General features: G+C 61.1%; 10 protein-coding genes. 5 read left to right on the top strand and 5 right to left on the bottom strand.

All coding sequences use genetic code 11. The features are described from left to right. The first annotated feature begins 95 nt into the window (after nucleotides 1-95). From JNB_RS12620 to JNB_RS21345, 3 genes are all read left to right on the top strand, one after another. Entirely contained in the window at nucleotides 96-917 is an 822-nt protein-coding gene (locus JNB_RS12620; protein ID WP_009776876.1) for a hypothetical protein, read from the top strand. Between the two features lie 306 nt (nucleotides 918-1,223). Next, nucleotides 1,224-1,346: a hypothetical protein gene (locus JNB_RS22170; protein ID WP_009776875.1), complete on the top strand. Its 123-nt coding sequence runs from the start codon at nucleotides 1,224-1,226 to the stop codon at nucleotides 1,344-1,346. Between the two features lie 196 nt (nucleotides 1,347-1,542). Continuing rightward, the gene (locus JNB_RS21345; protein WP_148232413.1) at nucleotides 1,543-1,965 is read left to right on the top strand and encodes a hypothetical protein; all 423 of its coding nucleotides are present in this window, start codon (nucleotides 1,543-1,545) and stop codon (nucleotides 1,963-1,965) included. 119 nt (nucleotides 1,966-2,084) lie between these two features. Here the strand turns inward: JNB_RS21345 and JNB_RS20550 are convergent, their stop codons facing one another. Continuing rightward, complete coding sequence (locus JNB_RS20550) at nucleotides 2,085-2,978, bottom strand: HNH endonuclease (protein WP_202795231.1); 894 nt, start codon at nucleotides 2,976-2,978, stop codon at nucleotides 2,085-2,087. Nucleotides 2,979-3,052: 74 nt separating this feature from the next. Next, nucleotides 3,053-4,912, bottom strand: a complete 1,860-nt coding sequence (locus JNB_RS12610) for a DUF2075 domain-containing protein (RefSeq protein ID WP_009776873.1) — start codon at nucleotides 4,910-4,912, stop codon at nucleotides 3,053-3,055. Between the two features lie 158 nt (nucleotides 4,913-5,070). On the opposite strand from JNB_RS12610, the gene JNB_RS12605 reads away from it, so the two are divergent. Continuing rightward, complete coding sequence (locus JNB_RS12605) at nucleotides 5,071-5,430, top strand: nucleotide pyrophosphohydrolase (RefSeq protein ID WP_040884792.1); 360 nt, start codon at nucleotides 5,071-5,073, stop codon at nucleotides 5,428-5,430. A gap of 818 nt (nucleotides 5,431-6,248) precedes the next feature. Here JNB_RS12605 and JNB_RS12595 read toward each other — a convergent pair. Next, entirely contained in the window at nucleotides 6,249-7,460 is a 1,212-nt protein-coding gene (locus JNB_RS12595) for an IS110 family transposase (RefSeq protein ID WP_040883616.1), read from the bottom strand. Nucleotides 7,461-7,772: 312 nt separating this feature from the next. Here JNB_RS12595 and JNB_RS12590 point away from each other — a divergent pair, with 312 nt between their 5' ends. Beyond that, nucleotides 7,773-9,272, top strand: a complete 1,500-nt coding sequence (locus JNB_RS12590; RefSeq protein WP_009776870.1) for a DNA cytosine methyltransferase — start codon at nucleotides 7,773-7,775, stop codon at nucleotides 9,270-9,272. 7 nt (nucleotides 9,273-9,279) lie between these two features. Here JNB_RS12590 and JNB_RS12585 read toward each other — a convergent pair whose 3' ends face one another. Both JNB_RS12585 and JNB_RS12580 read right to left on the bottom strand, forming a co-directional pair. Then, nucleotides 9,280-10,554, bottom strand: a complete 1,275-nt coding sequence (locus JNB_RS12585) for a hypothetical protein (protein WP_009776869.1) — start codon at nucleotides 10,552-10,554, stop codon at nucleotides 9,280-9,282. Nucleotides 10,555-10,823: 269 nt separating this feature from the next. After that, entirely contained in the window at nucleotides 10,824-12,539 is a 1,716-nt protein-coding gene (locus JNB_RS12580; protein WP_009776868.1) for an ATP-binding protein, read from the bottom strand. Between the last annotated feature and the right edge of the window lie 116 nt (nucleotides 12,540-12,655).

Here is a 12,655-nt window from a genome sequence, read left to right as displayed (position 1 = left end):
GAAGGCAAGGCTCGACCTTTCACGAGGTGACCGTCTGACCCGAACAGTGTACCTTCACATGTAGGTAAAGCAAGGACCCGCGTTGGAGGGGGTTGATGTCCATCTATGAGTCGGCGACAGCAGCGATCAGAGACACCGTCAAGTGGCTCACTGCGTTCATACCTACTGCGGCACTGACCGCGGCCGCCTTGGTTGTGGGCCCCGACATGGTCGCCTCCGCCCGCGCAGCACCTTCGCTGATGGACTGGGCCGTCAGCCACGGACCGGTTCTCCTGATCGTTCTTGCGCTCTTTGCATCCATCGCCGGGGTGTTGTTCGCAGGGCAACAGGTCCTCACTGTTCAACCAATCGACCTTGCGGACCTGCAGACAGGGCACACCTCGAGCACTTCGCAAGGAATGTCTCCGCGCGCAGACGTCGCTCGCGCCATGGGCGCCGGTATCGCGATGCCGTACTTCTTCGACAAGGCCACCTACGACGCAGAACTCGTCCGCTTCGCTGACGCCGACGTCGGCGGAGATGACTATGATGCGCGCGCGAGCCGTCTCGCCCTTGCAGGTGACGCCATCCGGCAGTGGTCCATCTACGACCGCATTCGGGGCCCGTATAGAAGGTTCAAATGGACTTTCGTTGGCGCCAACGCGGTTATCGCAGGATTCCTGGTCATCGCTCCCGCGCTACTGGAGGTTGTCCCCAGCGACGGACCAAACCAGGTGAGAGTCACTGTGAACGAGAATGGCAGGGCCAGCCTGCTTCGTGCCACTGGGTGCACTGACCCTTCCAAGTCCTCCTACTACGTCATTGGCGGCTCTTGGGATGCCCCCAGCCTGGGCGTCGACGGCCCAAACTGCTCGTTTCGCGCAGTTTGGGAACCCCGGACGCAAGACGTCGAAGTCAGGCCAATTGCTGCGCCCTAGGACCAGACTTGGCCTGCAGTTCGTTGAGGGAGGCCACCTGTGGGATCTGTGAGGTTGAATGAAACAGCATCGCTCAGTTCGGTCTGTCGAAGGCATGCACGAAGCTGTACAGGAGTCGCCCATCGGCTCAACTAGGCCAAACAACGACAGGGAGCAGCCGCTGCCAAAGCGTTCCGTAAGGTGCCCCTCGTAGTCTCGAGTGGGCTCTGATCCAATTCCATAGGTCGCCCAAGCCGGGCGGCCGCCACATCCAAGGCGTTTTGCAATCTAGAGGACGCCGTGCACCTCAACATACCGGGAGCAAAGATGGACCGCGCAGAACTGAAGGCCGAAATCGACGAGCTGATGCGCCAGTACCACGACGGCGAGATTGACGGCGAAACCTACTCACGTTCGATGATGGAGTTGACGGCCTCCGCCCAGGAATGATGTCAAGTTGCATGTTTGCTCAACGAGACCAATCCTGATCCGAGGCGACTCTGGCGGTGTGTCGTGTTTCATTCCAGTTGCAAGCAGTCACTGACCAAACGGAGCAGGATCGCTTGAGGACCGGCTTGGAGGCGACGAGGTGTCCTCAAACCGGGAACCCATTCACGCGGCCTTGCTGTGACCTAGCCTGCCCCGTATGGGCATTCTGGGCCGTCGGAGGGAGAGGTGGGGCGAGAGTTTGAGCCCTGGGGATCGTCGGCTCTACGCGGTGCGCGCCGAGGTTGAGGGTCACGTCTTCCTCGGGCTCGCTGTGTTGGGAGCCCTCCTCCTCTTAATCGCAGGTCGCCATGCCGAATGGCTGGCAGCATCCACAAAGGAGGTCGAAGGTGCTGTTGGCGATGTGGAACGGGCGACCGGAAACGTCCGGGCCGAACTCGAAGGCATGGCAGTTGAAACCGCCAAGGCACAACGACTCGCAGTATGGGTGGGCGTCGGTACCGCAGTTGTCGGTGCGATCGTCGGTGGCTTCGCGGGTGCCTTCGCCGCCAAATTATTGGGTGACGTGAGTAGGGAGGCGCCGCGCTTCAAACGACAACTCGTCCCAAGACGGACCCGATGATTGGCAAGAAAACCCCGAGCCGAAGGACGACGATCAAGCGTCTCAACCCTCCCGCGTGCCAGCACCCATGGAGAAAGCCGAACCAGTTAAGTTTGCGCCAGAAGCTTCGGGTTCCTGAATCATTTCGATTTCTTTGCTAGCCAGTCGCACTTGGAGTTATGCTTCGCCAACAGGTCGACGTGGGGTCTGTCATGAATGGACGCTGGCAAAACCGCAGACCGTTTGCCGTGGAGATCTCGATAGGTGCTGTCTTTGACCTCGGGCGCAACATGCACCGTGTAGTCGGGCGTGGTGATGGTCAGCAGGTTCAGGTCGAACAACGTGTGGATGTCAGCGCGTAAGAGCAGCCCGTTGTACGGACGATCCGTTTGGTCACCCTTGTAGTCAGACATGTGTGCGGCCTCAAGCACGCCCGCGGTCGACGTTCCTGTGACTGCGCAGCGGCCTGCGTAAGCCGTCAGGAGTTGATCGCGAAACGCTCTGGCACCACGTCTGACAACGACGGAGGCAGGTACTCGTACGCGACGGTCCTCAAGCATGACTTCTATGTCGATGTCGGCGTTGCCGCTGTGGCGGATGGCCGTGATTGCCTCGTCATAGGGGTCTGTTGCCATTCCAAGACGTGCTCGCAACCAAGACACTCCGGCATCCGGGATTCTTGTGACGGGGTTGAGGCGACCGGGGCTGTTGGTAGCGGCTCGGACTTCGCCCCACTTAAGTCGAACCACGGGAATGTCTTCGAAGTCTGCGAGCTGGATCCTGAAGTGGTAGTCGCCGCGACGGCTGTCCCGCGGAGACCATGCATGTGGGGCGCCCAGGGGCAGAGGGACCTTGCCGCTCGTCAGGCGAGCTCGTCCCACGACTCTGCCCGGGGTGCCAGTGATCCAGAAGTAGGCCTCATCGCCGGCGATCAGCCCTTGCCAGTCCTTCTGCAGGTCCCAGAAGCCGTTCTGCTTCGCGTAGTCCCAGTGCTGAGGGACGTTGTGATCGATAAGGATGATGTGGGTCGACATGCCGAGCCTCTCGAGGAGGCGGGGAGGCATGTCCTACGGGAAGCCTGTCGATCCGCGTTGTTGGTGAACTGAGATCAGATCAATGACGCGATATGTCGGAGCGTCTCGTCGTCAGGCGAATAGATGCCTACGCCTTGCATGCCACGCGTCAGCAGGACCTTGTAGATGTTCCGCACCAGCCGGTCAAAGTCAGCATCGGGAACCTGCGTAAGGCTTCGCAGGGATGGGTCCTTATTAGCCCCGCGCGCGATGCTCCAACCTTCATCACGCCATACAATGTCCGGTCCGATGATGACGCCGGCAAAGTCGTACTCGAAGCCCTGCGCCGTGTAGACACAGCCAACCTGTCCGAAACCTGCGGGGTCGGTCGCCCAGAGGGGCGCGGGGGGTGCCCCACCCACGGAGCGGTCGCCCTTGAGGTTCCAGGGCCGAGACCACTCGCCGATCTGTACGTCGGGAACCAGTGATCCGTCGGGCCGCGGGTCACTCCACGGCCAGCAGTAGCCGGCCGACAAACGTGCTCCGAAACCGCCGGACTGCTTGGCTGCCAGCCACGCCTCAAGCTCCTCGGGGCTCTCCATCGCTTCGACTGAGAAGTGGTCGTCGCCGATCCACTGATGGGCCTCCGTACCGCCGAGCCCGAGCAGACCCTCAACCCATCGGACGTACTCGAGTGAGCCGCCGCACCGGAACTGGGCATCGAGGTCGACCTGCATGACGTCGATTCCACGTGCGGCGGCTGCAGCTCGAATGTCTGCCACGGTTCCCATCTCCCCCGGCCGCACGACCTGGTGCTGATCGAGCAAGAAGACCGGTGTGTGGGCAACGGAGAGCAACTCGTCGACCTGCGCCCTGCCCGTGCGCATCTCAGCGCGCGTGTAGCGATTAACGGAGGTCTCGCGGATTCGATGGGCCTCGTCGAGGATGACGCAGTCCAACGAGTTGGGCTCCATCGACATGAAGGAGTTGAAGTAGAGGAAGGCCTTCCGCACGCGGGGGTTGCCCTGGGCCGCGACCTTTCGGAGCGTCTGAGTAAATGACTGCGATCCGGTCGCGTGAATGACCGTGCGGCCCTGCCGGCTGAGCTCGCCTAATAGCGACAGAGCGATGACGCTCTTGCCGCTGCCGGGACCTCCCGAGATCACCACTGCGGTCTTGGTGTTGGACTGAGCAGCTCTCCGCACCGAGTGGAGCACGTAGTTGTAAGCGTCCTTCTGCTCATCGAGCAGAGTGAAGACTTCGCGCCGCTGGACCTCATCTGCCGCGGCTGCCATCAGTTGTCGAGATGGGCGGATAGCGCTTCCGACGAGCTGGTCCGCAGCTGACGCGCCACTTGTGGGAGCAAAAATGTCGGACAGATAGGCCTGAAACTCGGCCCTTCGCTGGCCAGTGAACATGCGTCCGTCGCGTGTCGCCCCGAACGCCAGGAGGTCACTCACTCCGTAGTCCGTCGCATTGTGCAAGTAGGCGACTCCGCGAACGCTCTGACCGGAGTCTGCCAGGGAGGCTGTGAAGTCCGTCAGGTAGTCGACGTAGTCACTGACTTGGGCCGCAGGGTGCGTGACGGGTCGGCTTCCGTAGCCGCCCACTACAACGAGCTCATCGCTGTCTTCAAAGCGCTCGGCGTCGGTCCATTGTTTGAGTTCAACGACGACGTACCCCGGGAGTCCCGTTCGCCGATCGACGCCGGCGAGCACCACATCTGCCCGCTTACTCGTAAGCGGCAACTGGAACTCGACGAGCATCTCGACTCCGGAGAGCCCCGCGTCATGCAGATCCGCGGCGAGCACGGGGAGGCTACGACTCCACGAACGCCGCTCGCCGGGAGAGGGATAGCGACCGGTCGCGCACTTCATTTGCTGCGCCAACCGCTGCTCAAGATCAAGCTCGAGCGCCGAGAAGCCCGCTGCAGAGCAGCGCAACAACGACGACACAAGGAACTCCCGGGCAGCACGACATAAGCGTGCGGGGGAGCATGTCCAAGTTCAGAAGCTCGTCGATCCGCGTTGACGTGAGCGACTCTAACTGCGGCTCTCTGTGTGCGGTGGGAGATGGGCCCTTGGCGAGGGTCTTCCGGTGCGAGGATTCGGATATGACGAACGAGCCGTATGCCGTTGAGGACCTTCAGGCGGAACTGCGCGCCTTCCGAGCCGAGCGCGACTGGGCACAGTTCCACGACCCCAAATCCCTCATCCTCGCGTTGGTGGGTGAGGTCGGCGAACTCTCCGAACTCTTCCAGTGGATCCCGGCTGATCGGGCGCTCGCCGAGTTCAGCTCGGGGTCGCGCCAGCGGCGAGCTGCAGAAGAAATGTCAGACGTGTTCATCTACCTACTCAACCTCGCCGATGTCCTGGGCGTGGACCTACTCGCCGCTGCGCGCAAAAAACTTGAAGGCGCCAGTTCGAGGTTCCCGGCCGAGGGAGTTAGAGGTCGCGCGCCCGAGAGGCGGTGACCCGAGTGCAGCGCTCCTCCCTCATGCCGAACGCTCCGCGCACGGACCCTGACCCCGGCCTCTAATCTCGGCGCGAAGTCGTCGGAACTGGCCGCCCGCGCGTGGCTTGCCGCGCATCAGCAGGCGCCTGCCAGGCGCCTGCCTGCATCCGGTTGTAGTGCTACGACTGGCTGGCGTTGCGCCCAGTTGGTCCTACTCGCGTCCGATAAGTCGCTGTGCGGCGGTGCGGATCTGTCGGAGTCCCTCGAGGGTCACAGTTGACCCACCGCCGGAGGCCGAGTGGCGACTGTCGAAAGCCGACTGCACATATGGCATGTCAGCAGCTCTCACTATGCGCTCCGCCTGAGCGGGCATAGTTCCGCTCGCGTCGAGGCCGAAGCGCCGACACACCCCATCGAACAACGCCTTCGGCACCGACGAGCCGATACCAAGACCGGGATCAGGGATGCCCACGAGGCGGGCGATGGCTGCAATTTCGATTTCCTTCGACATGGGCCAGTTGTATCGCGCGCGCCGTGGGTTTGTGACCGGTTTGTGCAATCGCGTATGTAGAAACAGTTGGTCGGTCGGAGGAAGGCCAGAATTTAGTCCACCCCGGCGCAATCTCATGTCTGTCGTGAGAGGGGGTCAGGATTTTGCGCAACGGGGTCCGTCCGCAAGACGTTCTGGGCGGGCCAAATGCCGACGTGTGTTGAATGCGATGCCGCGCAACGCCGAGGAACCGGATCTCCACCGCAGTCACCCAGGAGTACCGCTGGCACGTCGTTCGACTGCGGCCGCCCTACGCATCTGGCCGCTGACTGAAGCTCCTATGTCTGTCAAGCGGTATTGAGCCACTCGCGGTAGCGGTTAACGACTTCTGGAGTGATGTGCAGCCCTCGCTCGGTTCGGCTGATGGTTATCGTTGCTAGGCCAAGTGCGTGGGCTGCTGCTGCGAGGGTGATGTTCTTGGCCTGCCTGGTGGGGCGCAGGTCGTGGACGCCGAGGTCCTCGTGTGGCCGCGTGAGTTGCTTAAACATTTCCCGGGCGATGGCGCGTTTGAGGAGCCGCAGGATCTCTGGCGTGGACCGGCCGCGGTCACGCTGTCGCTGTACGAAGGCCTTGGTGGGCGGGTGGTTCCTGAGCCGTGCCATCGCGATGGTGTGCAATGCGTTGTTTGCGCGTCGGTCACCCCCGCGTGACAACCGGTGGCGTGTGGTCTTGCCTGACGAGGCCGGGACGGGCGCGGTGCCACAGAGCGCGGCGAACGAAGCCTCACTGCGCAGCCTGTCGGGGTTGCCGCCGGCGGTGATGAGCAGTTGTGCCGCGGTGGTGTTCCCAACGCCGTGGAGGTGCAGTAGATGGGGCGCGGCCCTTTCGATCATTGTGGTCAGTTCGGTGTCGAGTTCGCTGATCTCTCGGGTCAGGCTCTGGTGGCGGCGCGCGAGGGACTTCAATGCGGTCAGGACCAGACGTTCTTCGAGATCTGGGTGCACGCTGGGGCGGCAGGCTGCGAGCGTCTGGATCAGGCGTGCCGCGGTGAGGTTGCGATATTTTTCCCGCAGGTCGGCCGGGGACGTCACCAGTTGGTGGCGAATCTGGACCTGTGCTGCTGCTCTGGCTTTGACAGCTGAGCGCCGAGCATTGTGTAGAGCGCGAAGCGCGGTGATGTCCGCTGACTTCGCTGCCGCGGTTGCCCTACCGCTCAACATGGCCTGGGCCGCCTGGTAGGCATCCAACGGATCCGACTTGCCCTCGCGCCGGCGTACCGCCCGCTCAGGCCGCACCACCTCGAAGACCGCGATGCCCGCCTCACCGGCCGCTCGAGTGATACCCACTCCATACGAACTGGTGCCCTCAATCCCGATCCCCACCACCTCACCTCGACCGGTCAGGAACGCCAGGGCCTGCCGATACCCCGAAGGTGTCGTGGGGAACTCCTGGTCACCCAACTGCCTCCCCCACGAGTCAACAGCCGCGACGTGGATGGTGTCGGCGTGGGTGTCAACGCCTCCCACAAGCGTTCCGGGCTCGAGATTTGTCACTGTCATGATGGAAAGTGCCTTCCGTGTCGATTCGGTTGGTCGACGCCGGTCGGGCGAGCAGACAGGACACTGATGAGGCTTCGCCAGGCTCTTATGAGGTCATATCCGCCCGGCCGGCGCGCGGGACCCCGAGAGTCAGGCGGTCCAGTTGATGGTCAAGCCAGCAGGCCGACAGTCAGTGCCAGAGTCATGACCCTCGGGGCAACAAACATCATCAGTGTCAGTGCCGGGTGATGGCATGAACAGCCATGTACGGATCACAACACCTCACGCGGCGGATCAGGGTCCAGGGCGTGCACGACGAGGGGCTGCTTTGCCATGACCGAGACCCTGCCAGGCGACTTCACGCGCTCAGCTCGGATGCTTGACTTAGCTGACCAATCAGCTAAGCTTTGCGCTATGAAGCAAGGGATCACGCCGTTTACCTACGTCGATCTCTTCGCTGGAATAGGTGGCTTCCACGCCATGCTCGATCACGCTGGCGGCCGGTGCGTCTACGTCTCCGAGATCGACCGCGAGGCACGCCAGACCTACGTCCGCAACTGGGTGGACCCCCTGCCGACCGCGCAACAGCCCATCGTCAACACGGACATCACGATCGCGACCCCCGACGATGCTCCCGTGGACGTGCCGAACCATGACGTTCTGGCTGCTGGCTTCCCATGCCAGCCGTTCTCGAAGTCGGGTTATCAGCGCGGCATGGACGAGGCCCGAGGCACCCTGTTCTGGAACATCGCTCGCATCCTTGAGGAGCGCCAGCCAGCAGTTGTACTGCTTGAGAATGTCCGCAACCTTGCGGGCCCTCGCCACCGCCACGAGTGGGAGGTGATTATCCAGACCTTGCGCGAGTTGGGGTACCGGGTGTCCTCGACGCCATCAGTCTTCTCACCACATTTCCTTCCGCCCTCTCTAGGCGGAACACCTCAGGTCAGGGACCGGGTCTTCATTCTCGGAACGTTCGTCGGCCCTGAGCGTGCGATGGCCGAGGTCGACGTGCCACCGACCGTTGCCCGCAGGCCGGTGGATGGTTGGAACGTCCGCGACTGGGATGCCGAGTGGATTCTCGATGACGACGCCTCCATCCCGGACCTGGCCAAGTACAAGCTCACAGCCGCTGAGACCCAGTGGATCAACGTGTGGGACGACCTCGTGCAGCGCATGTGGTCCGCACGGGGCGTGCGCTTGCCGGGCTTCCCCCTGTGGGCCGATGCCTGGATCCCCGAGCGTGGACTCGACCCTCTCGAGCTGGAAGCTCTGCCCCGATGGAAGTCCAGCATCCTGGTCAAGAACGCTAGGTTCTATGACGAGCACCGCGACATCATCAAGGCGTGGAAGAAGGCGAACCCCGTGTTCGCTAAGTTCCCTGACTCGCGCAGGAAGTTGGAGTGGCAGGCCCAGGACACGGCGTCGCTGTGGCACACCGTCATGCACTTCCGCCCCTCGGGGATCAGGGCGAAGGCGCCCACTTACCTTCCGGCACTCGTAGCCATCACTCAGACATCCATCGTGGGCAGCCGTGGACGCAGGCTCACGCCACATGAGGCCGCGCGGCTGCAGGGGCTGCCAAGGTCGTTCGCCTTTGGTAGCCAACGTGATCAGGCTTCGTACAAGCAGGTCGGGAACGGAGTCGCCGCAGGCGCGGCATGGCACGTCTTCCGCGCTCACGTCGAGCAGAATTCCGCGGACCTACCGAAGGGGCTGACTCGAGCGGTGCTGAACGCCCCTCGTAACCCGAGCGGCGATGCGTTGTCCCCCTCAGCTCACGCGTTCGAGGCTGACGCGTTGGAGCGGTCAGCCATGGATGCTCAAGCTGGCTGACTGGGCGTTAGAAGAGCCGATCCCGGTCGGCTTCTCCTACACGTGCTTCCGGTGGCGGGCCTGAGGTGCCGCCCGCAAGGTCGGGCTCGACCTTGTCCGAGTAGATCAAGAAGTTGTCGATGTTCCGCTTGTTGATCATCACCTTGATGGCTCTGGCGGCACCGTCTTGCTGCTTGCCCTGGTTGAAGTCACCGAGGACGAGGCCGAAGTTCGCCTCGTTGAGCTCGAGGATCTTCATGGAGACGTACCGGACAGACTGCTTGAACCTTCCGGCGTATGAGAGCGGGTTGAAGTCCTTCGCACCTTGATGGCCGACCGAGCGTCTCCACTCGTTCCACTCGACAGTCGCGACGTCGCCGTGGTCACGCGCGTGGAGAGTCTCGTGCTCGTACAGGACATACCAGAACCGTCCGTACTCAGAGACGCACCGCCTGAGGTCCTCAGCGTCATTGCCTGGTGACACATGCTTTGTGACGTCGGAGGATTTGAGATCCCCGTAGAACTCCAGCACGCCATCCCAAGCGAGCACGAGGTCGTAGTCGAACCGACCTCGCTTCTTCTCCTTCTGGAACTGGACCAGATCAGTGTGAGATTCCCTGTCGAGGTACGAGTCGAGCCTGTATTCGAGATAGAAGCCAGGCCACTCACCTTGGAATGTGTCCGGCCAAGAGGCCGCGTGCATCTGCTTGACCGCTACTAGCGCCTCGAGCTCGGATCCAGTCAGGAACTCGGCGTTGAACTGCTCGAAAACTTCGACGCGAGGGTCTGCTGCGTACCCGGCCAGCAAGTAGGCCTCGAACTCATCGGCTCGGATGCTCGTGAGTCGGTTGGCGTTGTGATCTTCCCTCGAGAACTGCCCCAACGTCTGCGCCTGGAACAGGTCGTTGGTCGATACGTGCGCAGCGGAGTTGTTGGCCTTGCGTCCGACGTAGGTACGGGGGTCGAAGTCAACGAAGATCGTGACCTCGCCGTAGTGGTAGATGCCCACGAACCGGGGGACAAGATCATCTGCGCGCGCTTGGCGCTCCACGACGAGCCATGACTTGGGGATCTGAATCCGCTTCTTGAAGCCTGGCCACGGGTTGCCTAGGTGCGTTACCTGCTTTTTGAGGATGATCTGGTCACGAAAACGAATCACCCGTTCGTTGGCGTAGATCTCGACCGTGGCCCCGGGCAGAGCGTGCAGCAGCAGCGCATTCTTGCGGCTCTCACTGAGAGTGGTGTCGACATCTGCAAGGAGGGTGCCGTCCGGCCCGATTTGATCAACGGAGACGGAACCCATATGGAGATTTCTACCACCCTTCCCAGCCAACCAAGCTCGTCGGCATTTCTCGGCCTGTTGATCAAGGAGACCGGCACCTCGGGCTCGCTGCCCCTCACAGATGGAATCGGTTCGGTTGGTTGCATCCACACAGAGCGGGACGAACGAGGGAAGCCCGAGAGAGTTTCCAAGTTGCCATTAGAAGGCCACTGAAGACGCAATGTCGCCTCAGGTTACCAACTGTTGCCAAGTTTGCGGGTTTCACTCGACGTTGGGCAAACGTCACACACTCAGATAATCTCCGAGAGGACGATAACCGGCTTCGAGTTGGTTCCCCATTTCAACTCCCAGCGACTCCCCGGTATTTGCTGAAGGGTCACCGTAACGTTCGATCCGTTTGTTCCCCAAGGCGCATTCGCCTGACTCAAATGTGCCATACCTCCCCGCGACCAGACAACAACCATGTCGTAAGAAGTCATCGGATGCCTGTGGGCAAATAGGTTCCCCAACTGGTTTTCGACCTCCACGAGCATTACATTTCCGAGCGAGTCTTCCGCAAGTATGTCCGTGGACGCGTCAATGTACTGGCCGAGTTTATCGATCGGTGTTAGTTCGGGCGCCCAGGAGCCGGATTGGATCATCATTGCCAGAAGGTGCGAAACGTCGGCCTCCTTCTTGGGTTCTTTGACGAAATTCAGGGATGCGCCAACTTTAGTGATGGTTATGTCTGACGCGGACGAGTATCCCGCTTTGAGCGACGCCGCTTGTGCCGTCTTCTTGGAAGCCTCGATCGCGGCATCCTCGGCCGCGCGCATTTGCCGATACGGCGTAGTCCGTGCCCTGATCTGCGGAAGGACGTTTGCTTTGAAATCAGCCCAGATCCATGCTATCTCGTCGGACTCTTCGTTAGTGATGACGTTCCGGTCCGCGTTGAGCTGGAAGTCTTGGCAGTTCAGGAACAGTTTGAAGTCGTAGTAGTACTCGTCGTCCAAAAGATCCCGCGAGAGCGAGGTGTTGTTGCGCAGGGGGATGAAGTCCTTGCATAGATGCACACCCATTTGAGACTTCTGCGTCCACCCCGCCTTCAACTCGTCTCGCAGCATTTCCTGGCGCACGAGATCACCGGCAATGATGGCGGTCCCGTCGTAGTTGACGGTCAACGATTGGCCCTGAACGCTGATGGTCTTGCTTCCGGAAAAATCGAAAACGTCGCAAAACTTCTTGGAGTTCCGTTGAATCCCCTCTTCTAGTGGACCGCCGGTGGGCGCAAGGTCGGGATTTGGAACCTGATAGACGCCCGGGAGAGGTCCGATGTTGACCGTCCCTGTCGATGTGACGACCTCGAGCGATACTTGGGGTATTGTTCCAACGTTCATCACATTCTGGAGGATGTGAGCCTTTTGTGTGTGCCTACTTTTTACCGTTCCTGTTGCGCACATGCTCCGCAGGTAGTGCATCACGCGTGCAGCGATTTCGGGACCATCTGCGGTCTTCTTGCCGTTGAAGCTTGTTAGATGAACTCCAGACAGTTCGATCCGAGTTCCTTTTGTGGAAAGGCTGCCAAGGTGCCCATTCGGATTCACGTCAATAGAGTAGTCCGGCATTGATCCACCCGCCAGGGAAGTCAATGGGTCCGCCATCTTGCCCACCAATAGGACCGTGGGGTTTGAATGACGCCGCGACTCGACGAGTATGCCCTTGGCGACGAACGAGGTCTTTGAACCGAGCCCCTTCTCGCCGATAGCCTGTTGAGTAAAGTCTTTGACGGATTGTCCGGCATTAAAGAACGCTCTCATGTGCTGATCTTCCATACCGTTGCCATCGTCCTGGATGACGATGTTCCATATCTCGCCGTTGTCGTTCGTCAACTTGATGTCGATGTTCCGTGCATCCGCGTCGACGCTGTTCGAAACAGCCTCCCGTAGCAATTCAATAGACTGACTGGTGTTGAGGACCGCCTGTCGAAGGAGGTGCTCTTGGGAGACGACGGAGGTGTGCATAGTCATTCGGGCACACTATCGGCTAACTTCTGTAAAATCCTTTGGATTGAGGTTCCACCCCAGATCCAGGCCGGACTACCCCAGGTTGTTGGCCGGGACTGAAACGGCAAGAGGTAGTCAGG

Source organism: Janibacter sp. HTCC2649 (assembly GCF_000152705.1).
In the GTDB taxonomy this organism is placed as follows: Bacteria; Actinomycetota; Actinomycetes; order Actinomycetales; family Dermatophilaceae; genus Knoellia.
This window is presented reverse-complemented; position numbering and strand designations above follow the sequence as displayed.

Coding starts and splice junctions, on each gene's coding strand:
- JNB_RS12620 (WP_009776876.1), top strand. CDS start 96: ATGTCCATCTATGAGTCGGCGACAGCAGCGATCAGAGACACCGTCAAG.
- JNB_RS22170 (WP_009776875.1), top strand. CDS start 1,224: ATGGACCGCGCAGAACTGAAGGCCGAAATCGACGAGCTGATGCGCCAG.
- JNB_RS21345 (WP_148232413.1), top strand. CDS start 1,543: ATGGGCATTCTGGGCCGTCGGAGGGAGAGGTGGGGCGAGAGTTTGAGC.
- JNB_RS20550 (WP_202795231.1), bottom strand. CDS start 2,978: ATGTCGACCCACATCATCCTTATCGATCACAACGTCCCTCAGCACTGG.
- JNB_RS12605 (WP_040884792.1), top strand. CDS start 5,071: ATGACGAACGAGCCGTATGCCGTTGAGGACCTTCAGGCGGAACTGCGC.
- JNB_RS12595 (WP_040883616.1), bottom strand. CDS start 7,460: ATGACAGTGACAAATCTCGAGCCCGGAACGCTTGTGGGAGGCGTTGAC.
- JNB_RS12590 (WP_009776870.1), top strand. CDS start 7,773: ATGACCGAGACCCTGCCAGGCGACTTCACGCGCTCAGCTCGGATGCTT.
- JNB_RS12585 (WP_009776869.1), bottom strand. CDS start 10,554: ATGGGTTCCGTCTCCGTTGATCAAATCGGGCCGGACGGCACCCTCCTT.
- JNB_RS12580 (WP_009776868.1), bottom strand. CDS start 12,539: ATGACTATGCACACCTCCGTCGTCTCCCAAGAGCACCTCCTTCGACAG.